Here is a 21013-nt window from a genome sequence, read left to right as displayed (position 1 = left end):
GCTCCCCAAGCGCCTTCGGCTCCCCCGGAGTTGGGCCGTAGGCCCCGGATGAACGTGACGGCGCCCGTCCTCTCCCCCGAGGGAGGACGGGCGCCGTCACGTGAAACAGTGTTATGGACGTGCCGAACGGCTTCAAGGGGCGCCAGTGGCCTGTGTCACGGAAGTGACGGTTCCGCCATGGTGTGATCGTTGGGCAACGGGTGCGAAACTGTGGCGGGCTTCCGGGTGGAGGCGTGCGAGGGGGCGCGCTTATGTCCCGAATGCCCCCGTGCGCCCCTGGGGCGGGAACTGTCATCCTGGCTCTGCGCATCCCTCTGGTTAGTCCGCCCGGCCGGCCCGCGACCACGGGTGGGTCCGGCAGGACACCGGGGGTGTGGCAGGGGGGCACCAGCACGGGGCACATCAGGCACGTTCGGGGGGACAAGGGGGAGGCAATGCCTCGTTGGAAGGCGCTACCGGAAGAGCTCGACCCACAGGTCAGGGAGTTCACCAGCCAGCTGCGCCGGCTCGTCGACCGCAGCGGGCTCGGCATCGCCGCCGTGGCGGACCGCACCGGCTACAGCAAGACGTCGTGGGAGCGCTATCTGAACGGGCGGCTGCTCGCGCCCAAGGGCGCGATCGTCGCGCTCGCCGAGGTGACCGGGACCAACCAGGTCCACCTCACCACCATGTGGGAGCTCGCGGAGCGCGCCTGGAGCCGCGCCGAGATGCGCCACGACATGACCATGGAAGCCATCCGGATCTCGCAGGCGCGGGCCGCGCTCGGCGAGTTCGGTCCGTCCACCGACTTCGGTCCGTCCACCGACTTCGGTCCGTCCGCCCAGGCCGGCGCGTCCGCCCAAGGCGGTGCGTCCGTCCCAGGCGGCGCCTCGCGGACGGCCGCACCGCCGACGGGCCCGGACGCCCGGGTGTCGTACGCCCCCGCGCAGGGCGGCCGCCCCGTGCCGCCGTCACCGCCGGGGCGGCAGGACGGCGGGCGGCGCAAGGTGACGCTGTTCCTCACGGGGGTCGTCGGCGCGCTGCTCGTCATAGCCGCGGCCGTCCTGCTGACCGATCTCGGCGGAGGCGGGGGAGGCGGCGCCAAGCCCGTGGCCGAGTCACCGGCCGCGTCCCCGACCGTCAGCGATCCGCAGCTGCCCGCCGGAGTGAAGTGCTCCGGCGCCGACTGCACCGGCCAGGACCCCGAGAACATGGGCTGCGGCGGAGAGTTCGCCATGACCACGTCCCGGGCGACGGTCGGCACGGCGCTCGTCGAGGTCCGCTACAGCAAGACGTGCGCGGCGGCCTGGGCCCGTATCACCCAGGCCACCCCGGGCGACACGGTGCGCATCACCGCGGCCGGAGCGACCCAGAAGGGTCTCGTGAACGCCGACAAGGACGCGTACACGCCCATGGTCGCGGTCGCCTCGGCGGCAGAGGCGAAGGCGTGCGCGACGCTCACGACGGGAACGGAAGGCTGCACTGCGACACAGTGACCCGAGTGCCACGGCCCAGTGACCGAGTGAACCGGGCCACAAGCGGCCTGCGGTGCATAGGGTGGGTCGGGGTCGGATAGCCTGACCGCTGGATATCTCGATGTGGAGAGATATCCAGCACCAGGGGCAGGGACCCCCACCGCCAGCTGTCTTACGGAGATCGCCATGACCCGCACTCCCGTGAATGTCACCGTCACCGGCGCGGCCGGACAGATCGGCTACGCGCTGCTCTTCCGCATCGCCTCCGGCCACCTGCTCGGCGCGGACGTGCCGGTCAAGCTCCGCCTCCTGGAGATCCCGCAGGGCCTCAAGGCCGCCGAGGGCACCGCCATGGAGCTCGACGACTGCGCCTTCCCGCTGCTCAAGGGCATTGACATCACCGACGACCCGAACGTCGGCTTCGCCGGCGCCAACGTCGCCCTCCTCGTCGGCGCCCGCCCCCGCACCAAGGGCATGGAGCGCGGTGACCTGCTCTCCGCCAACGGCGGCATCTTCAAGCCGCAGGGCAAGGCCATCAACGACAACGCCGCGGACGACATCAAGGTCCTCGTCGTCGGCAACCCGGCCAACACCAACGCGCTCATCGCGCAGGCCGCGGCCCCGGACGTCCCGGCCGAGCGCTTCACCGCGATGACCCGCCTCGACCACAACCGCGCGCTCTCGCAGCTGGCGGCCAAGACCGGCGCGTCCGTCGAGGACATCAAGCGCCTCACCATCTGGGGCAACCACTCCGCGACCCAGTACCCGGACATCTTCCACGCGGAGATCGCCGGCAAGAACGCCGCGGAGGTCGTGAACGACCAGACCTGGCTCGCCGACACCTTCATCCCGACCGTCGCCAAGCGCGGCGCCGCGATCATCGAGGCCCGTGGCGCCTCCTCGGCCGCCTCCGCCGCGAACGCCGCGATCGACCACGTCCACACCTGGGTCAACGGCACCGCCGAGGGCGACTGGACCTCCATGGGTATCCCGTCGGACGGCTCGTACGGCGTCCCGGAGGGCCTGATCTCCTCCTTCCCGGTCACCTGCAAGGACGGCAAGTACGAGATCGTCCAGGGCCTGGACATCAACGAGTTCTCGCGTGCCCGCATCGACAAGTCGGTCGAGGAGCTGTCGGAGGAGCGCGAGGCGGTCCGCGGTCTCGGCCTCATCTGATCGGCTGTCTGTCACGACTGTGGGGCGCTACGCAGCGGCGTGGCGCCCCACAGTGCACACTGGCGGCATGGAACTCGGCCCCCGTCTGGTCCTCCTGCGCCACGCCAAGTCCGCCTGGCCGGATGTCGCCGACCACGACCGCCCCCTCGCCCCACGCGGCCACCGGGAGGCCCCGCTCGCCGGACGGCTGCTGCGCGAGAGCGGCTGCGTCCCCGACCTCGTGATCTGTTCCACCGCCCGGCGGGCCCGCGAGACCTGGGACCTCGCGGCGGGGGAGCTGGGCGCGGGGATGCCGGTCCGTTACGACGAGCGCGCGTACGGCGCCGATCCGGCGGAGCTGGTCGACATCCTGCGGGAGGTGCCCGGGGGGACCGGGACGGCCCTGCTGGTCGGCCACAACCCTGGCATCGAGGACCTGGCGGCCGGACTCACCGCGCAGGCGGAGGGCGACGCCCTCGACCGGATGACGGAGAAGTTCCCGACGTCGGCGTTCGCGGTGCTGGTCCTGGGTGAGGGCGGCTGGGCGGCGCTCGCCCCGGGCACGGCGCGGCTGACCGCGTTCGTCGTCGCCAGGGGCACCGAAACCGACCGGCCGTAGACATAAGCAGTCCCCGGTAGCCGTCTCGATTTCTGTACACATCAGTCGTCGCTGACGTGCCAGTCCTCGGGGCTCCTGCCGGGGGCCTGGCCGGAGCCGAAAGCTGAGTCACGCCGGTCGGTGAACGTCTTCGCCGACGGGTGCGGCTCTCTCCGGTTGTCCGGTGTAGGGGCAATTATCCGCCCGATTTGTCCGAAGTCAAGAGCCAGTCGGACGGCAGTCGCGACAGCACCCGGGTTCGTGTGATCTGAAGACCCGGTTGCAGCCCTCGCACTCCTGGAACGGCACGACGACCGGACCGGCGGGAGCAGCAGGCAGCGCGGGCGGTAGCCATTCGGTGAGCCGGTGCGCGAGCAGGGCGACCGGGCGGTGGATCGTGCCGACGGGGAGCGCCGAGGTGAGCGTACGGACCACCTGCGCGGGCGGCACGGCACGGTCCAGCCAAAGCGCGAGCTGCGGCGCGAGGGCGGCGATGTCGCGGACGGAGAGCGTGAGGCGGGGGTCGAGGGAGCGCAGCCCGGCGAGCAGCTGGGCGGCCGGCTGGTGCATCAGCTCGCTGATGCTGGGCAGCGGCGGGCGGGGCCGGGCCTTCGGTCGTTTGACCAGGCTGACGCGCCGCAGCGGGGCGGCTGCTTTCGGCGTCGGCTTCGGCTTGGCGCCAGGGCACTCGTAGTACGTGGTCCGGGTGCAGATCCGCTGCCTGGGCGTGCGGTACTTGCTGCGGCACAGGTAGCCCGCCGCTTCGAGCTCGTTGAGCGCGGCGGAGATGCGGTCCTCGCCCTCGGGGAAGCGGCGCGTCAGCTCCTGGATGCGGACCTGGGCGCCGTCGCGGAGGGACTGGATGTGGACCGCGAGGCCGATGGCGGTCGCGGAGAGGGACCTGTGCTGGGCGAGGTGGTTGCCGACGACCGTGAAGTTGTCTTCGTGCCGGTGTCGGACATGAACCACGCCGCTGGAAACCGGCGGCGCGATAGACTGCGCTGTAGTCATTGGGAAGGTGTTGTCTTCCTCGTGAACAGGCCCTCGGATTGGGATTGCACTCCCGCCGGGGGCCGTTTTTTGTGGGCTTGTGGCGCGAACGTACCTTGCCCGTCCCGAAATATGCCACCCCGTCACCTGAACGGATGACAAGGGGACTTGGGGGAGAGGTTGGAAGGTTTCTTCCCCAAGTTCTTTAAGGGGCGTCGGGCCCCACCGCGTCGCGGCCCACCGGATCGCGGAACCCCGCGATCCGGCGCGACCTGCGGCTTTACGCCCGCTCGGGCACGGACGCGGACGCGTATTCGACGAAGGCCGCCCAGTGGGTGGGGGCGAAGTCGAGGACGGGGCCGGTGGTGTTCTTGGAGTCGCGTACGTGGATGGTGGTGGGGTGGGCGGCGACCTCGATGCACTGGCCGCCCTCGCCGCCGCTGTAGCTGGACTTGCGCCAGGCGTAGGCGACCTCGATGCACTCGCCGCCGTCGCCGCCGCTGTAGCTGGACTTGAACCACGTCAGGTTGTTCATCGTTCTCCCGTCGCCAACTGCTTGATGAACTCGGCCGATTCCTCGGGGGAGAGGGCCTGGCTCTGGAGGATTCCATACCGCCTGGCGTGCCGGTTGACTGCCCTGCGTTCGGTGATCAACTGCCCGGTGCCCTGGACTTCGAGGTAGACGCCCATGCCCTGATCCGGCGTCTCGACCAAAGTGAACGGGCCCTCCAGTCCGGCGTGGTTGCCACGCTCGGTCGGCATCACCTGGATCTCGATGTGCCGCTCCTGCCCCGCCTCCAAAAGGCGGTGGAGCTGCTCACGCTGAGCCTCGTCGCCCGCTGTGGGACGGCGCAGGGTGACTTCTTCGAGGATGAAGCTCAGGTGGGGGGACGGGCTCCGGGTGAGTAGCTGCTGTCGGGCCAGCCGCGCGGCCAGACGACGTTCGATCTCCTCGTCCTCCAATGCTGGGCGGTAGGCGGCGCACACGCCACGGGTGTACGCCTCCGTCTGGAGTAGGCCGTGGATGAGCTGCGTTTGGTACGTCGACAGCGCGATCGCCTCCGCCTCGGCCTCCGCGAACGGCTCGAACCACGACGGATGCGGCTCCTTCAGCAGCTCGTCCACCACGGACGTGAACACGCCGGGCAGATTGAACTGCTTCTCCAGCTGCACCGCGAGGTCCATCTTCATCGGCCGCCGCAACTGCTCGACGCTCGCGATCTGGGATTCCGAGAACCCCACCTTCTTGCTGAATTCCCGTTGCGTCAGCCCGACCCACTCGCGCAGGGCCTTCATCTGCGTCGCCAGGTGGCGCATGCTCGTAGGGACGTTGTCGTCGTTCTGTTGGCTGTTGCTGTGGTCGGTCACGCCACGCTCCCTCGCCGACTCGTACGGAACCGACGCCGACCCGTACAGCACGGTCGTAGCCCGCGTCGGTGTCGTCAAGCTAGGCCTGATCAGGGCAGATTCGAGGCGTGAAAGACGAAACCTCACCCGAACGAAGTTCCGTACGCTTGAACGCAGTTGGGATCGACAAGGCGACGATCCTGGCCAGCGCGTCCCGCGCCCTGGACGGCTGCCCGCCCTCGCCCGGCGACGTGGACGCGCTCATCCTCCTCCTGCGCGGGCACATCAACCTGCTCATCCCCGAGATCGAGGCCCTCGCCAGGCTCCTCCCGGGCGGTGAGCAGGGCCGCTGCCTCGCTCTCGCCTCCGTCGGCGAGGCGCGACGGAAGCTGCGTGCCTGCTGGGGGCCGGGAGGCCCGGAGCGGCGGGCGGAGCAGCTGGCTCGCGTGTGCCGGGCGCTGATTTTCCATTTCGAGGAACTGGAGGCGGCGCGTGTGCGCACACTGAGTACATGAATGAGCACGCTGAGGGAGCACCCGCCTATCTGACCTTCCGGATGACCCACCAGCCCGGCCCGATCGCCGCCTTCGCGGAGGAGGAGGCCTGGCGGGCGCGGGAACGGTATCCGGACCTCATGGGTCTCGTGGCGCCGGTGTTCTTCTACGCGCGGGAACGGGATCTCGGCGGCTGGGAGATCCTCGGCGGCGGCGGTGACGCGCCGCAAGGCACCCGGGACGGCCTCGGGTCCCACTTCCGGATGCTGGCCAGTGAGACCACCGACCCGAAGGCCCGCAAGAAGCTGCTGGCGGCGGCCGAGAAGCTCGAATGGGTCGTGGTGGACGAGATGAAGGTGCTGGGCGTCCGGTACCGGGTGGTCCGTGCGGAACAGTTCATCCGCATGGGCCCCGACGGCCCCGAACCGCCCCGCCCCTCCGATCCGGACCCCGCCCCGCCGGAGGGGGCCCACAAGGTCCCCAGCCGTACGAAGGGCTTCGTGATCGACCCCTGGACGGGGACGGGTATCTCGGAGGGCCTGCTCCGGTTCGACCTCGCACAGATCGTGATGGCGCGCGGGTCCCAGACGGGCGCCATGTACGCCGACGCCGCAACCGCCCGGCAGACCCACCCCGGCGCGGTCCTGCTGCCCGTCGAGTTCACCGTCGCCCAGAGGGACGAGGGCGGCCGCTGGCGCCCCCACTCCGCAGGCGGCACCACGCCCCAGGACGCCCGGGACTCGCTGGCGCTGAGCTTCCGCGTCTTCACACCCGTGTACGAGAAGCTCGACGAGGAGCAGCGGGCCGAATACGCCCGCGCCGCCGACCGCCTCGACGAGACACGGGGTCCGGGCATCGTCGTCGGCACCCGCCGCTACCGGATCACCCGCGTCGAGACTCTCGTACGCATCGGCCCCGACGGCCCGGAAGGCCCCCGCCCTTCCGACTTCGACCCGGAGCCCCCGGTCGGGCAGCTCGCCAAGCAACTCAAGGCGGCCGGGCTGTGGCGCGAGGAGGACGAGGAGCCCGAGCCGCTGACGGGGGATGCGCTGGAGCTCTGGAACCTCATGCAGAAGGAGCAGGAGAGGGCGGGGCGGCCGCCGCTCCCGTCAGCCGGCGGCGATGGCGAGTAGCTCGGCCTCGATGAGGGCGCGGGCGTCGTCACCGTAGACGGCGGACCGCTCCAGGAGGGTGAACGCCTTCTCGTAGGCGGCGATTTCGGTCTGGTCGGTGATGTTGAGGCCGGAGCCGTACGTCTCGACCTTGACCTGCGCGGTGTCGAAGATCGAGAAGGCGTGCCCGGGATAGACGGCGAGCTCCGCCCGCGCAGGGATCACGCCCAGCTTGAGGCCCGGCAGGTCCAGGGCCTTGAGCAGGTGGGCGAGCTGGCCGCGCATGACGTCCCTACCGCCGAGGTTGCTGCGCAGGGCCTGCTCGCCGAGCAGTGCGTGGTAGGTCCGGCCGCCCTGGCCGATGAACTGGGCGCGGGCGGTACGACGGGCCACGCCGGCTTCGACGTCGTCGGGGATGCCGTGGAAGTCGACGACGTGGCGGAAGACGGCACGGGCGTAGTCCGTGGTCTGGAGGTTGCCCCAGATGAGGATGGGGCAGTAGTGGCGGGAGTCCTGGGTCCTGCGCACCAGTTCGAGGAACTCGTCCTGGATGGGGCCGGTGCCGGCGTGGAGGGTCTTGTCCCAGGTCTCGCGGGCGGGCTTGTGTGTCGTCGTCATGGGGCGAGTCTCCCCGGCGCCGGAGGGAGTCCGAACCTTAAATCGCTGCAAGTGACTGCAAGTATCGAGTCTCAGGGGCGTGTTGAGTGCATGCTCCTGGATGTAGATCGTCAGCTCCGACCAAGGAGGAAGCGTGACGTTACGTATGCTGGGCAAAGACCCCGAGAGCCAATTCGGCCAGTCGCCGACCGTCTACTTGGACGACCAGACGGACACATACCTCGTCCAGGGCTGGAAGGTCTTGGATGAGGAGCGCCTCGCCCAGATGGACATCCCGGGGCATGAAACAGTCGTCGAGATCCCGCGTCGTATGGTCCAGTTCTTCGAGGAGATGAAGCGTGACGCAGGCACCGAGGTTTGAAGAGCTGCTCGCCTCGGCACATCACTCGGCCATCCACCTGGAAATGCGCGATGGCTACATGGAGTCCGACGAGAGCTACATGGCCTGGAAGGAGGGTCGGCGAGGCGCGGCCCTGTGGGGCGGGCCGGAAGCCGGAGGGTGGCTCAAGTGGGTGCGCGACGCGACTGAGAGGGGCGTCGCGATCCGACGTGCACGGGTGTTCTCCGTGCCCGAGTCCGACTACATCAAGTTCGAGCACCATGTGTCGGACATGAACGTAGAGGCAGGCGAGCAGATCCGCTGGCTGCCGCGTCGGCGAGCGACGGACATCGCCTTCCCCGGAAACGACTTCTGGGTTTTTGACGACGAGCTCGTTCTGGTCCTGCACTTTGCGGGCGATGGGGAGATCGCGGAGGTCTGGTGGGAGCTCACGAAGGATCCCAAAATCCGTGAGCTTTGCACGAGTGCATTCGAAGCCGTGTGGGAGCGAGCCGTTCCACACGAGGAGTACAAGATCTCGTCCTGAAGACATGGCAGAGTCGCCTTCCTCGTCCGTGCGGGAAGCCCGTAAGACGTTGGGTAACCGGCTGAAAGAGATGCGCAAGAAGGCCGGGTTCAAGACAGCACGGGCCTTCGCGGCCCGTGCTGGCTGGAGTGAGTCCAAGGCTTCGCGGATAGAGAACGGGGTAACGGCTCCCGCAGACACCGATCTACGGGTATACGCCGAGCTCTGTGGTGTCCCTGAGGTCTTCGACGACCTGGCAGCCACCTCCCACAACGTCGAGGAGCTGTACATCGAGTGGCGTCGGGTGTCGGGGCGCGGCCTTGCGCCCATTCAGGCGGCCAGCGTCCCTCTCTATCAGCGCACTCGGCATTTTCGTGTATACGAGCCAGGAGTCGTACCTGGTCTGGTGCAGACTGCCGATTACGCGCGGGCGATCATGGGGCGGCTCGTAAACTTTCACCGAATCCCCAATGACCTGGAACAGGCTGTCGCAGCCCGTATCAGCCGCCAACAGGTCATCTACGACGCCACGCGCCGTTTTGCTCTGCTCGTCGAGGAGACTGCCTTGCGATCTCGGTATGGAGGCGCCGAGACCATGGCCGCGCAACTTGGTCATCTGCTGAAAGTGGCTTCGCTCCCGCAGGTCAGTTTCGGTGTAATCCCGATGTCTGTGGACCGCCTGCTGGGCCCCCATGAAGGTTTCTGGATCTTCGATGACAAGCAGGTCCTCGTTGAACTCGCCACTGCCGAAGTGAAGGTGAGGCAGCCGAGCGAGATCGCCGTCTACACCCGGATGTTCGCGGAACTTGCGGCGATGGCCTCCTACGGGCCGCAGGCCCGTGCCTTGATCGCGCAAGCCATCAGCGCGCTCGGGTGAACCTCTGCAAGCACCTGCAAGTTCGTTGAGCTGCGCGTATCCGCAGGTCGACGCTCTCCTCATGACACCCCAGCACTGCCACAAGTGCGGCACCCTCACCGATGCCCCGTCCTCGTCGACGAAGTCCACGCCGCCACCGGCCCCGGCCACAACGTCTACGCCTGCCCGGCCCACGCCCCGCGCGTCCCGGTCGCGCTGACGCCTGCCGCCGCGCTCGCGTACGCCCTGAGCAAGGGCCGCACCGACGGCTGAGAGCTCCCCGCGCCCGGACCGGGTCGCCGGCCAAGGAGAGCCCGGCCGGGGGCGGGGCGGGCCCATAAGGCGGGCCCACTGCAAGTGCACGGCGGCGCGGGGACGGGCCCCGGGCCGAGGAGCGCACTGAAGGTCACCATGCGCTACCCGCTGGACGTGGTCAAGGCCGACCCGGAGGACGACGACGGGCAGGGCGGCAACGAGAACGGCGGTTGCGGTGACGGTGGCGGCTGCGGCCGTCGGTGAGTAAGGGGGCGGGGCGGCTTCGGTCGCCCCGTCGGTCGGTTGGCGGGTCGGTCGGCAAGGAGAGAGTCCATGGCCAGGCATCACCACGGATACACCTGGCTCGGCAGTGGATTCGAGCTGCACCGGGACGGGCCCCGGCGCGACGTGCACCCCGAATTCAGGGTCAGCGGCGTGCCGCCGCTCGAAGTGGCGCAGTGGTTGTTGAAGCCGGCGTCGTTCGTCCAGGGGACGTGGGTGGACCCGGGCGAGGCTGCCCGGTGGTACGGGAGCCAGGCCCGGGTGCACATGGAGGCGTTCTCGTCCTCGTACGAGCGGGAGGTGCTCGACAGTCGGATCAGCGCGGTCGCTGTGCGTCTCACCGGTGGCGAAGACGTCGTCGGTGGCTGGTGGCTCACCGGGCAGCGGTTTCTGTCCGTCTGCCTCGTCGCGTGCTCACCGCACCGGATCAGGCCCGGTTACCCCTGTCCGGTCCCCGCGTAGGCCTAGAAGCTGAAGGTCATGAACGCCCCGTATCCCCGCTCGGCCGCCTTGGTGAAGAAGGTGACAAGTTCCTCGTAGGCGCGCTCGAGCCAGTCCAGATCGTCCTCGGGGCTGAACCTCCAGGTGTTGGGGTAGACCTCCTCTTTCGTCATCCGCTCCGGGTCGTAGTGGACCGCCAGCCGCTCCCACGGGGTTGCCCGCAGCTGCCGTGCCACGCTCTCGATCTGCGCCGGGGACCACCCGAACAGAGTCCCGTCCTCCAGGATCTGGAACCCGTCCATCAGGAACTCGAGATCGACGTCCGTCCCGTCGAGCAGGAACTGGAGGCCGGCCCACGCCTTGTCCGGGCCGCCATAGGGGCGATCCGGCATCGAGAGGTCGTCGCCGTCGTACAGCTTGTATACGTATTCATCGGCCCAACTCGGATCCTTCTCCGCCCTGTCCAGCTCCTCCGTGGTCGCGCTGATGAACCCGATGCTCACGCTCATGAAAGCCATCCCCCTTGGCGGACCGCGCGATCGACCCTTTGCTCGAACATCGAACAGTGACGGCGAGTGTTCCACGCGGCTCTGACAAGCGGGCCGGTCATCCCTGCCCGGCCCCCGCGTAGGCCTCGCGGAGGTCGTCGAGCGCCAGGCCGAACTCCTCGGCGGCGGTACGGAAAGTCGCCCGGTCCACGAGGGCCGTGACCAGGGCCGCGGCCCCGGTGGCCGGGTCGTGCTCGGACAGTCGGCGGGCCAGGCTCACGCCCTCGTCGAACAGCGGTCGTAGGCGCCCCACGGGCAGTTGGGCGTGGTACTCCCCGTGGCCGGCGGAACGTACGGTGAGGACTCGGTGCAGCCGGACCAGTTCGGCCAGGTGCCTGTCCGGGTCCTCGGCGGCCAGTGGCGCCAGGGTGTCCACTTCCTCGCGGAGGGTGTCGCGGCTGTCGACGTAGCGGCGCCAGGCCTCGCGTGACCACAGCGGGAGCGCCGCACCGATGGGTGGACGGGGTTCCTCCGGTGCCCGGCGCTCGCTCTCGGCGCCGGATATGGAGAGCAGGACCGCCCAGTAGGAGGCCTGGTAGCCGCTCCAGGAATCGCGCTCGCCGGTGGTGGCCAGCTCTGTCAGCAACCTGAGTGCCTCCTGCCCGGTGGCGGCCGCTTCCTCGTGCCTGCCACGGGTGTCGAGCATCTGGGCGTGCCGGATCAGCGTGTAGAGGTGATAGGCCATCGAGCTGTGGCCGTCCGCGGTCTCGGTCGCCTGCATGGTGACGAGTTCCTCGAACGCGGCGAGCGCTTCGTCGGACCGGCCCGCGGCATCGAGCGCGACGGTCCACTGCAGCAGTGACGAGGTGAGACCGCCGCCGCTGGGCCCGCCCGGCCGGAGCGCCGCGACCGCCTCGGTCAAGGCGTCCGCCGCCTCCGCGTGGCGGCCTTCCTCGGAGAGGCCTGCGGCCCATCGGTTCAGCCCCTTCACCGACGTGGGGTCGATGGCGAGCATCTCGGCGCGCACGGCGAGCCCTTCGGTCCGCCGGCCCAGGTCGTACAGGTGCCACTGGTACCTGTCGAGCGCGTCGTACAGCAGCTCGGCGCGGGCGGGCTCGGCGGGGTCGATGGCACGCGCGGCCGCTACCGCCTCCTCGCGCAGCGCGAAGAGCTGCTCGGGGAGGTCGCGGTAGCAGTCGTCGTAACTCAGGTGCCGCAGGGCGGTGACCAGACGGGGCAGGTAGGCGGCGGGGCTGACGTGGGCGAGCACCCGGTAGGCGCTCACTTCCTCGCGAGGCGTGCGGCGTCCGGACGCGAGCAGCAGCGTGCGGGCGCGCAGGATGTCGTCGTGGTCGACCTGAGTGACTTTCAGCGAGTGATCCATGACGGAGATTCTGGGAGTTGCGGGGAGAGTCGGACAAGGCTCGCGAACTGTGCCTTTCGTCCTACGAAAACGGCCTCTGACCTGTCATGATGGGTGTGTCATTACGCCAGGGGCCCCTCTGGGGCGTGCCGCGAGGGGCGGCCGGTCACGGAACCGCGGGCGGCATCGGCGCAGTCTGACGCGACATGCGCGTGATGATGATCCTCCCCGCCCTGACGGAGGCGACCAGTCCGCTCTTCCGTCCCATCAAGTACTCGCTCTTTCCGCCGCTCGGGCTCGCCACCCTCGCCGGATATCTGGATCCGGACGACGAGGTGACGCTGTACGACGAGCACGTCGAGCGGATCGACATCGAGGCCCTGCCCACGCCCGACCTGCTGGTCGTCCAGCCGTACATCACCTCCGCCCGGCGCGGCTACGAGATAGCCGACCACTTCCGGGCGCGCGGGGCGCATGTGGCCATGGGCGGCCTGCATGTGACCTCGCTTCCGGAGGAGGCGGCGGCACACGCGGACACGATCTTCACCGGGCCGGGTGAGGACACCTGGCCGCTGTTCCTCAAGGACTTCCGGGACGGTGCGCCGGCTGCCCGCTACGACTCGACGACCCGTACGCTCGCCGGGCTGCCGCCCGTGCGCCGTGACCTGATCAAGCGTCATCTCTACCTCGTGCCGAACTCGATCGTGGTCTCGCGAGGCTGCCCGCACCACTGCGACTTCTGTTACAAGGACGCCTTCTTCGAGGGCGGCAAGTCCTTCTACACCCAGGCCGTGGACGACGCCCTCGCGGAGATCGAGCGGCTGCCGGGCCGGCATCTGTACTTCCTGGACGACCATCTGCTCGGCAACCGGCGGTTCGCGGAGGCGCTGTTCGACGGGATGCGGGGGATGGGACGGCTGTGGCAGGCGGCCGGTACGGTCAGCTCCGTGCTTCGGCCCGGACTGCTGGAGCGGGCGGCGGAGGCGGGGCTGCGGAGCCTGTTCGTGGGGTTCGAGACGGTGAACGCCGCGAACCTCGCCGAACGCAGGAAGAACCAGAACGTCAACGCGGACTACGTCGCAGCCGTGCGCCGCCTGCACGACTGCGGGGTCATGGTGAACGCCAGCTTCGTCTTCGGGCTGGACCACGACGGCCCGGACGTCTTCGACCGCACGGTGGAGTGGGCGGTCGAGCAGGGCCTCGAGACGGCGACCTTCCACATCATGACGCCGTATCCGTCGACCGGGCTGTGGAAGCAGCTGGCGGCCGAGGACCGCATCGTCCACCGGGACTGGGATCTGTACGACACCCGCCACGTCGTCTACCGGCCCAAGGGGATGAGCCCGCGCCAGCTGGAGGACGGCTACTGGCGGGCGTACCGGGACTTCTACCGCTGGTCGAACATCTGGCGGGGCGCGTCCGCACAGCCGGGCCCGCACGAGCGGCTGCGTCATCTCGCGTACGCGGGCGGATGGAAGAAGTTCGAGCCCGCCTGGGACGCGCTGATCCGCTCGCGCCGCGTGGTGCGGGCGATGCCGATGCTGGAGCGGACCCTGGCGGCCTTCGGGGGGCGCTGAGCCTCATGGCCCTTGGAGCAGTTCTCATCCTGACTCCGCAGGTCACGGGGCTGGTGCGCGTCCATGGTGAGGTGGTCGTGCCGGTCCCGGGGCATCGAATTAATGCGTTGACACGCCCGGCAGGCGTCCTGTTAGCCTTCGGAGGTCGTTCTGTTTCGTTCTGGGCCTGTGTGCCCTGGAAAAGGGTGTTTGATGTCCCGGCCCGCGCCGAGTGCGCCTCGCCGTACCGCGTAACCGTCCGCTGCCTTTCGCTGCCCGTTTCTCCGGGCGGCTGCCGGACGTGCTCTCCGGTGCTCTGACCTGCCTGTCCGCCGTTCCACGGCGTTTCTGGGCCCTCTGACGAGGCCACTCGGCCTGCTCTTGCTGTCATGACCGACTTCCCAGCAAGGAGCACCCGGGTGTCCAGCCACACCACCAGAACCACCAACACTCTCAGCCTCGGCACCTTCGCCTGCGTCCGGTGCGGGCTGACCGTGTCCGCGTACGCCGCCGACGGCGCGCCGCGCGACCACTGCCCGTCCTGCCTGCACTCCCGGCACGTCCTCGACCACGTCGAGGGCGGTCCGAGCGACTGCGAGGGCCGGATGTCCCCGATCGCCATCGCTGTGCTCCGCACCGGTGACTGGATGGTGATCCACCGCTGCGTGCGCTGCGACGAGCTCACCTCGAACCCGGTCCGCGCCGACGACAACCAGCTCATCCTGATGCGCATGGCGGTCCGCCCCCTGGCCCAACCGCCCTTCCCGCTCGAAGCGTTCGGAACCCTCTGACCGCCCGTCAAGGAAGGAGCATCGCCATGCCGCGCAACAACCACGGCGGTCGCGGGCGGCGTCGACCGCAGCGGCGCAAAGACGTCCTGCACACCCAGGGCGGACACCGGACGAACGACTTCCGGTGCGCCTCCTGCCGGCTCGACGTCTCCCTGGACGCACCCGGCACCGCGCACCGCAACCACTGCCCCAACTGCCTGGCCAGCCTGCACGTCGACCGGAAGATCCCCGGCGACCGCGACGCGGACTGCCGCGGCCGGATGGAGGCGCTGGGCATGTCCGTCCGCCCGGACGGCGAGTGGATGATCATCCACCAGTGCGCCTCCTGCGGCGAGCTCAGCGCCAACCGCGTCGCCGGTGACGACAACCCGCTCGCCCTGGTCCGCCTCGCCCTCAGACCACTCGCCGACCCCAAGCACGCCGGCCGCGCCCTGCTCACCCTGTGACCCGGCCGCTGCGGCTGTGGGCCAGGCGCAGCTGCACCCGCAGCCGCGCCCCGCCCACGGCGCCACCCGACCACGACTTCCACCTCCACATCCACGGAAAAGGAACAACCCAGCAGTGAAGATCAGGACCGAGACCCCGCACGACGCCGACCGCGTACGCGAGGTGATCACCGCCGCCTTCGGCTCCCCCGAGGACGCCGACCTCGTGGACGCCCTGCGCGCCGACGCGTGCTGGATCCCCGAACTCTCCCTCGTCGCCGAGAACGAGAACGGAACCGTCATCGCGCACATCCTGTTCACCCGGGCCGGCATTGGCGACGCCCCGTCGCTGACCCTCGCCCCGGTCTCCGTCGACCCCGCCCACCAGGGCACCGGCGTCGGCAGCACCCTCATCCGCGCCGGCCTCGACGCTGCCCGCGCTCTGGGTGAACACACCGTCACCGTTCTCGGGCACCCCACCTACTACCCGCGGTTCGGCTTCGAACGCGCCGACGCCCACGGGGTCACCTGCACCCTCAGCGCCGGGCCCGACGAGGCCAAGATGGTCCTCTCCCTCGACGGCCGCCCCGTCCCGCCCGGTGACATGACGTTCGGCAAGCCCATGGCCGACGCGATCAGCGCCTACCGGCCGCAGTAACCGAAACAGCACAGCCCCAGGTCGTTGACCTGGGGCTGTGCTGTAGCGGATGACGGGAGTCCCGGGTGCGGGCCTCGGCTTGCGTGGGATCCCGGCGGCGTTGCGCGTCTACCTCCAAATGTAGTACTTCTTATACATGAGCGAGCAGGTGCACAACAGGCTGGCCGTCGTCAGAGCTGAGCGGAAAGTGTCCCGTCAGCAGTTGGCCGAGGCAGTGGGCGTCCACTACCAGACCATCGGCTACATCGAGCGCGGGCAGTACAACCCCAGCCTCGACCTGGCGTTGAAGGTCGCGAAGTTCTTCGGGTTGCCGGTGGAGGCGCTGTTCTCCCTGGAGCCGTTCCAGCCGCTCACCGACGAGGTCTACGGGAGGAAGTCATGACGGGGACTGCGGAGCGTACGGCGGCCGATCGTCCGACACGGTTCGACCGGCGCATGTACGAGGTGATGAACAGGAGGGAGGCGGCTGCGCTGCACGCCACCGCCGGTCGCAGGCGGGCCTTCGTCGCCGCCCACATCGTGCTGACGGCCGCCGCCGTGGCGGCCTGGCTGGGGACGGTGCTCGGCGATCAGCTCTGGTGGCTCTTCGTGATGCTCGGGACGATCCCGCCGTGGGTGTTCGTCATGGGGGTCCTCAACGGCGCCACCCGTGGCCTGCTCGAACTGCGCACCCGGATCCTCGACGAGCGGCAGATCGCCGAGCGGGCCGCGGTGCTGGCGCGGGCGCACAAGCTGACCACCTGGCTGTTCTTCGGGGCCACGGCGGGCGCCGGGGCCGCCGCCTGGTTCGGGGACATGAATGGCGAGGTGATGCTCTTCTCCGTGCTGTTCGTCGTTCTCGTCGTGCACTGGCTGATGCCCGCGTGGGTCGCGGGACTGCGCGTGCAGGACGAGGTCGAGGACGATCTCGGCATGGAGTGACACCGGCCACTCCCGGCCAACCGCCGCGCATGCTTTCCGCCCCCCGGGGCAGGCGACCCGCTCACCAGTTATCGCTGGTGAGGCATAAAACGGGAACGGAAGGCGTAACGCGACGTGTCAGCACAACTGACCATTCGCGTGGACGGAGAGTGGCGAAAAGCCGCCTCCGGAGCCACGCGCGAGATCCTGGACCCCGCCGACGCCACCCCCCTCGCGGTCGTGGCGGAAGGCGGGGTCGAGGACACCGACGCCGCGGTCGCCGCCGCACGCGGCGCGTTCGACCGGGGCCAGGGGGAATGGCCGCGGACCCCGGTGGGTGAGCGGGCCGCGCTGCTGCGGCGGGTCGCCGGACTGCTGCGGCGCGACCGCGAGGAGCTCGGGCTCCTGGAGAGCCGCGACGCGGGCAAGACCGTCGAAGAGGGGCGCGTCGACATCGACTGCGTCGCCGACGCGTTCGCGTACTTCGCCGACCTCGTCGTGAACGAGACCGGGCGGGTGGTGGACGCCGGGTCGCCGGACATCCACAGCGTGGTCGTGCACGAGCCCGTCGGGGTCTGTGCGCTCATCACCCCGTGGAACTACCCCCTGCTCCAGGCGAGCTGGAAGATCGCCCCGGCCCTCGCCGCGGGCAACACCTTCGTCATCAAGCCGAGTGAGATCACGCCGCTGACCACGGTCGCCCTCATCCGGCTGCTCCACGAGGCCGGACTGCCCGACGGCGTCGCCAACATCGTCACCGGCCCCGGCGACACCGTCGGCGCACGCCTCGCCGAACACCCCGACGTCGACCTCGTCTCCTTCACCGGCGGACTCGCCAGCGGTACGAAGGTCATGCGCGCCGCCGCCGACAGCGTCAAGAAGGTCGCCCTGGAACTCGGCGGCAAGAACCCCAATGTGGTGTTCGCCGACGCGTGCGCGACCGACGAAGGCTTCGACACCGCGGTCGACCAGGCGCTGAACGCCGCCTTCATCCACAGCGGACAGGTCTGCTCCGCCGGCTCCCGCCTCATCGTCGAGGAGTCCGTCCACGAGCGCTTCGTCGCCGCACTCGCCCGCCGCGCCGACCGGATCCGCCTCGGACGCGGCACCGACAAGGGCGTCGAGTGCGGCCCCCTCGTCTCCGCGCGCCAACTGGCCAGGACCGAGGAGTACGTCGCCTCCGCCCTCGCGGAGGGCGCGGTGCTGCGCGCCGGTGGCACGCGCCCCGAAGGCCCCGGGTACTTCTACCGGCCCACCGTCCTCGACCGGTGCCACCGCGAGATGCGCGTCGTCCGCGAGGAGGTCTTCGGCCCGGTCCTGACCGTCGAGACGTTCCCCGACGGGGACGAGGACACGGCCGTCTCCCTCGCCAACGACACCGAGTACGGACTCGCGGGCGCCGTCTGGAGCGCCGACCCGGGCCGCGCCAGGCGGATCGCCGGGCGGCTGCGGCACGGCACCGTCTGGATCAACGACTTCCACCCGTACCTCCCGCAGGCGGAGTGGGGCGGCTTCGGCAAGTCCGGCATCGGACGCGAACTGGGACCCGCCGGTCTCGCCGAGTACCGCGAGACCAAGCACGTCTACCAGAACCTCGCTCCGCGCCCCGTGCGCTGGTTCGCGGGCTGAGCAGGGGAAGACAGAATCATGACCGAGTACCTGACCGAGTACGACTATGTCGTCGTCGGGGGCGGCACCGCCGGGTCGGTGATCGCCTCCCGGCTCACCGAGAACCCCGACATCACCGTCGCCGTCATCGAAGGCGGCCCGAGCGACGTCGACCGTGACGACGTCCTCACGCTGCGCCGCTGGATGGGCCTCCTCGGAGGCGAGCTGGACTACGACTACCCCACCACCGAACAGCCCCGCGGCAACTCCCACATCCGGCACAGCCGCGCCCGTGTGCTGGGCGGCTGCTCCTCGCACAACACCCTCATCGCCTTCAAGCCGCTGCCCTCCGACTGGGACGAGTGGGCCGAGGCCGGGGCCGCCGGCTGGGACGCGGCCGCCATGGACCCGTACTTCCACCGGCTGCTCAACCACATCGTGGCCGTCGACGAGGCGGACCGTAACGCCATCGCCCGGGACTTCGTGGACGCCGCGCAGACGGCGCTGGGCGTGCCGCGCGTCGAGGGGTTCAACAAGAAGCCCTTCCACGAGGGCGTCGGCTTCTTCGACCTCGCCTACCACCCCGAGAACAACAAGCGGTCGTCGGCGTCCGTCGCCTACCTCCACCCCGTGATGGACGAGCGGCCGAACCTGACCCTGCTGCTGGAGACCTGGGCCTACCGGCTGGAACTGGCCGGGAGCCGGGCCCGCGGCGTGCACGTCCGTACGAAGGACGGTCAGGAGCGGCTCGTACGCGCCCGGTGCGAAGTCGTCGTCTGCGCGGGCGCCGTGGACACGCCCCGCCTGCTGCTGCACTCCGGCATCGGGCCGAAGCGCGACCTGGAGGCGCTCGGCATACCCGTCGCCCACGATCTGCCGGGCGTCGGCGAGAACCTGCTGGACCACCCCGAGTCGGTGATCGTGTGGGAGACGCACGGGCCGATCCCCGAGAACTCGGCGATGGACTCCGACGCGGGACTCTTCGTACGGCGGGACCCGGAGGCGCGCGGACCCGATCTGATGTTCCACTTCTACCAGATACCGTTCACCGATAATCCGGAGCGGCTCGGCTACGAACGCCCGCCGTACGGGGTGTCGATGACACCGAACATCCCCAAGCCGCGCAGCCGCGGCCGGCTGTATCTGACCAGCCCGGACCCCGAGGTCAAGCCCGCCCTCGACTTCCGTTACTTCACGGACGAGGACGACTACGACGGCCGCACCCTCGTCGACGGCATCCGCATCGCGCGCGAGATCGCGCGCAGCGAGCCGCTCGCCGGCTGGCTCAAGCGGGAGGTGTGCCCGGGGCCCGAGGTGACCGGCGACGAGGAGCTGAGCGAGTACGCCCGTAAGGCCGCGCACACCGTGTACCACCCGGCCGGGACCTGCCGAATGGGTGCTTCGGGCGATGAACTGGCCGTAGTCGCACCGGACTTGAAGGTGCGGGGACTGGGCGGAATCCGTATCGCCGACGCGTCGGTCTTCCCGACGATGCCCGCCGTGAACCCGATGATCGGCGTGCTGATGGTCGGCGAGAAATGCGCGGAACTGCTGACGGGGAGTGAGACCCGATGACCGAACCATCCGTCTTCGCCGTACAGGACCTGTGGAAGGTCTTCGGGCCGCCGCGCGCCGCCGCCCGGGTACCCGGATCGCCCGAGCTGACCGCGCTCGGCCCTGCCGAGCTGCGGGAACGTACCGGCTGCACCGCCGCCGTACGGGACGTGAGCTTCGACGTCCGGCGCGGCGAGGTCTTCGTCGTCATGGGCCTGTCCGGCTCCGGCAAGTCCACGCTCGTGCGCTGCCTGACGCGGCTGATCGAACCGACGTCCGGAACGATCTCGATCGACGGCGAGGACGTGCTGTCGATGGACCGCGCCAGGCTGCGCGAGCTGCGCCGGCACCGCGCCTCCATGGTCTTCCAGCACTTCGGGCTGCTTCCGCACCGCTCGGTGCTCGACAACGTCGCGTACGGACTCGAGATCCAGGGCATGGGCCGCGCGGAGCGCCGCGCCCGCGCCGCCGAGGTCGTCGCGAAGGTCGGCCTGGAGGGCCTCGAACACCGCCGCCCCGGGCAGCTCTCCGGCGGCCAGCAGCAGCGCGTCGGGCTGGCGCGGGCGCTCGCCGTCGACCCGGAAGTGCTGCTCTTCGACGAGCCGTTCAGCGCGCTCGACCCGCTGATCCGCCGTGACATGCAGGACGAGGTGTGCCGGCTGCACCGCGAGGAGGGCCGCACGATGGTCTTCATCACCCACGACCTGAGCGAGGCGCTGAGGGTGGGCGACCGGATCGCGCTGATGCGGGACGGGCGGATCGTGCAGCTCGGTACTCCCGAGGAGATCGTCGGCTCGCCCGCCGACGACTACGTACGGGACTTCGTCCGCGACGTGCCGCGCGAGCAGGTGATGACCGTCCGCACGGCCATGCGCCCCGCGGACGAGGACGAGGCCTCGTCGGGCCCGGAGGTCGCCTCCGACGCCACGGTCGCCGTCGCGATCGACGCGGTCGCCCGCGCGGGTGCCCCGGCGCGGGTCGTCGAGAACGGCCGCTGCGTCGGCATCGTCGACCACGCGGCGCTGCTCGCGGTGGTGGCGGGCGTGCGGGTGGGGGAGGTGGCGGCATGAGGAGCGACTTTCTGGCGGAGCCCGTCCGGGGGCACCCTCAGGCTCAGCTCCCTCCAGCCCCGCCGGCGTTTGAGGCGCGGGGTCTGGGGCGGAGCCCCAGTGTTGGGGAAGGGGCGGGGCGGGGAGAAGGCTCGCCGCAGGCGCCCACCACGT

Annotated in this window: 25 protein-coding genes; 19 read left to right on the top strand and 6 right to left on the bottom strand. The window is 69.9% G+C overall.

Translation table 11 applies throughout. The annotated features are described in order from the left end of the window. Positions 1-434 precede the first annotated feature (434 nt). The 3 genes from ABT342_RS02200 (at position 435) to ABT342_RS02190 (ending at position 3228) form a co-directional block, all read left to right on the top strand. Positions 435-1475, top strand: coding sequence for a DUF2690 domain-containing protein (locus tag ABT342_RS02200; protein WP_351565679.1), 1041 nt, complete (start codon positions 435-437; stop codon positions 1473-1475). Between the two features lie 165 nt (positions 1476-1640). Further along, positions 1641-2630 (top strand): malate dehydrogenase, encoded by a 990-nt coding sequence (locus ABT342_RS02195; RefSeq protein WP_351565676.1) that lies wholly within the window; start codon positions 1641-1643, stop codon positions 2628-2630. Between the two features lie 67 nt (positions 2631-2697). Beyond that, entirely contained in the window at positions 2698-3228 is a 531-nt protein-coding gene (locus ABT342_RS02190; protein WP_351565673.1) for a SixA phosphatase family protein, read from the top strand. A gap of 198 nt (positions 3229-3426) precedes the next feature. Here ABT342_RS02190 and ABT342_RS02185 read toward each other — a convergent pair whose 3' ends face one another. The 3 genes from ABT342_RS02185 to ABT342_RS02175 form a co-directional block, all read right to left on the bottom strand. Next, positions 3427-4176, bottom strand: a complete 750-nt coding sequence (locus tag ABT342_RS02185; RefSeq protein ID WP_351565670.1) for a helix-turn-helix domain-containing protein — start codon at positions 4174-4176, stop codon at positions 3427-3429. A 301-nt stretch (positions 4177-4477) separates the two neighbouring features. Then, on the bottom strand, positions 4478-4732 hold the full coding sequence (locus ABT342_RS02180; RefSeq protein WP_351565667.1) for a DUF397 domain-containing protein: 255 nt from the start codon (positions 4730-4732) through the stop codon (positions 4478-4480). Beyond that, on the bottom strand, positions 4729-5565 hold the full coding sequence (locus tag ABT342_RS02175) for a helix-turn-helix domain-containing protein (RefSeq protein WP_351565664.1): 837 nt from the start codon (positions 5563-5565) through the stop codon (positions 4729-4731). The genes ABT342_RS02180 and ABT342_RS02175 overlap by 4 nt, the downstream gene beginning before the upstream one ends. Before the next feature lie 146 nt (positions 5566-5711). Here ABT342_RS02175 and ABT342_RS02170 point away from each other — a divergent pair, with 146 nt between their 5' ends. Both ABT342_RS02170 and ABT342_RS02165 read left to right on the top strand, forming a co-directional pair. Further along, a complete protein-coding gene (locus ABT342_RS02170) occupies positions 5712-6059 on the top strand; it encodes a DUF6415 family natural product biosynthesis protein (RefSeq protein ID WP_351565661.1) in 348 nt (115 codons plus the stop codon). After that, on the top strand, positions 6056-7171 hold the full coding sequence (locus tag ABT342_RS02165; protein ID WP_351565658.1) for a DUF5954 family protein: 1116 nt from the start codon (positions 6056-6058) through the stop codon (positions 7169-7171). Before ABT342_RS02170 ends, ABT342_RS02165 begins: the two co-directional genes overlap by 4 nt. On the opposite strand, the gene ABT342_RS02160 is transcribed toward ABT342_RS02165, so the two are convergent. After that, positions 7148-7768, bottom strand: coding sequence for a DUF5753 domain-containing protein (locus ABT342_RS02160; RefSeq protein WP_351565655.1), 621 nt, complete (start codon positions 7766-7768; stop codon positions 7148-7150). The genes ABT342_RS02165 and ABT342_RS02160 overlap by 24 nt on opposite strands. Positions 7769-7901: 133 nt before the next feature. Here ABT342_RS02160 and ABT342_RS02155 point away from each other — a divergent pair, with 133 nt between their 5' ends. The 5 genes from ABT342_RS02155 (at position 7902) to ABT342_RS02135 (ending at position 10468) form a co-directional block, all read left to right on the top strand. Further along, positions 7902-8129 (top strand): hypothetical protein, encoded by a 228-nt coding sequence (locus ABT342_RS02155; protein WP_351565652.1) that lies wholly within the window; start codon positions 7902-7904, stop codon positions 8127-8129. Then, on the top strand, positions 8107-8634 hold the full coding sequence (locus tag ABT342_RS02150; protein WP_351565649.1) for a DUF6879 family protein: 528 nt from the start codon (positions 8107-8109) through the stop codon (positions 8632-8634). Before ABT342_RS02155 ends, ABT342_RS02150 begins: the two co-directional genes overlap by 23 nt. A gap of 4 nt (positions 8635-8638) precedes the next feature. Then, positions 8639-9490, top strand: a complete 852-nt coding sequence (locus ABT342_RS02145) for a helix-turn-helix domain-containing protein (RefSeq protein ID WP_351565646.1) — start codon at positions 8639-8641, stop codon at positions 9488-9490. Positions 9491-9574: 84 nt separating this feature from the next. After that, positions 9575-9742: a hypothetical protein gene (locus ABT342_RS02140; protein ID WP_351565643.1), complete on the top strand. Its 168-nt coding sequence runs from the start codon at positions 9575-9577 to the stop codon at positions 9740-9742. A 315-nt stretch (positions 9743-10057) separates the two neighbouring features. Beyond that, positions 10058-10468, top strand: coding sequence for a hypothetical protein (locus tag ABT342_RS02135; protein WP_351565640.1), 411 nt, complete (start codon positions 10058-10060; stop codon positions 10466-10468). Positions 10469-10470: 2 nt separating this feature from the next. On the opposite strand, the gene ABT342_RS02130 is transcribed toward ABT342_RS02135, so the two are convergent. Beyond that, positions 10471-10956: a YfbM family protein gene (locus ABT342_RS02130; protein ID WP_351565637.1), complete on the bottom strand. Its 486-nt coding sequence runs from the start codon at positions 10954-10956 to the stop codon at positions 10471-10473. Between the two features lie 97 nt (positions 10957-11053). After that, complete coding sequence (locus ABT342_RS02125) at positions 11054-12319, bottom strand: hypothetical protein (protein ID WP_351565634.1); 1266 nt, start codon at positions 12317-12319, stop codon at positions 11054-11056. Positions 12320-12504: 185 nt separating this feature from the next. On the opposite strand from ABT342_RS02125, the gene ABT342_RS02120 reads away from it, so the two are divergent. From ABT342_RS02120 to ABT342_RS02080, 9 genes are all read left to right on the top strand, one after another. Beyond that, a complete protein-coding gene (locus tag ABT342_RS02120; protein WP_351565631.1) occupies positions 12505-13875 on the top strand; it encodes a B12-binding domain-containing radical SAM protein in 1371 nt (456 codons plus the stop codon). Positions 13876-14273: 398 nt separating this feature from the next. Next, positions 14274-14645 (top strand): RNHCP domain-containing protein, encoded by a 372-nt coding sequence (locus tag ABT342_RS02115; protein WP_351565628.1) that lies wholly within the window; start codon positions 14274-14276, stop codon positions 14643-14645. 26 nt (positions 14646-14671) lie between these two features. Beyond that, positions 14672-15091: an RNHCP domain-containing protein gene (locus ABT342_RS02110; protein ID WP_351565625.1), complete on the top strand. Its 420-nt coding sequence runs from the start codon at positions 14672-14674 to the stop codon at positions 15089-15091. 115 nt (positions 15092-15206) lie between these two features. Then, positions 15207-15728, top strand: a complete 522-nt coding sequence (locus ABT342_RS02105) for a GNAT family N-acetyltransferase (RefSeq protein ID WP_351565622.1) — start codon at positions 15207-15209, stop codon at positions 15726-15728. 136 nt (positions 15729-15864) lie between these two features. Further along, positions 15865-16110: a helix-turn-helix transcriptional regulator gene (locus tag ABT342_RS02100; protein WP_351565619.1), complete on the top strand. Its 246-nt coding sequence runs from the start codon at positions 15865-15867 to the stop codon at positions 16108-16110. Continuing rightward, positions 16107-16649: a hypothetical protein gene (locus tag ABT342_RS02095; RefSeq protein WP_351565616.1), complete on the top strand. Its 543-nt coding sequence runs from the start codon at positions 16107-16109 to the stop codon at positions 16647-16649. The genes ABT342_RS02100 and ABT342_RS02095 overlap by 4 nt, the downstream gene beginning before the upstream one ends. 114 nt (positions 16650-16763) lie before the next feature. Beyond that, a complete protein-coding gene (locus ABT342_RS02090; protein WP_351565613.1) occupies positions 16764-18257 on the top strand; it encodes an aldehyde dehydrogenase family protein in 1494 nt (497 codons plus the stop codon). 18 nt (positions 18258-18275) lie between these two features. Then, entirely contained in the window at positions 18276-19811 is a 1536-nt protein-coding gene (locus ABT342_RS02085) for a GMC family oxidoreductase (protein ID WP_351565610.1), read from the top strand. Then, entirely contained in the window at positions 19808-20860 is a 1053-nt protein-coding gene (locus ABT342_RS02080) for a quaternary amine ABC transporter ATP-binding protein (protein ID WP_351565607.1), read from the top strand. The genes ABT342_RS02085 and ABT342_RS02080 overlap by 4 nt, the downstream gene beginning before the upstream one ends. Positions 20861-21013: the final 153 nt, after the last annotated feature.

Source organism: Streptomyces sp. NPDC000410, from assembly GCF_040300305.1.
Classification (GTDB): domain Bacteria; phylum Actinomycetota; class Actinomycetes; order Streptomycetales; family Streptomycetaceae; genus Streptomyces.
Note: the sequence above shows the minus strand (reverse complement) of the source record. Positions and strands in the feature narration are given on the sequence as shown.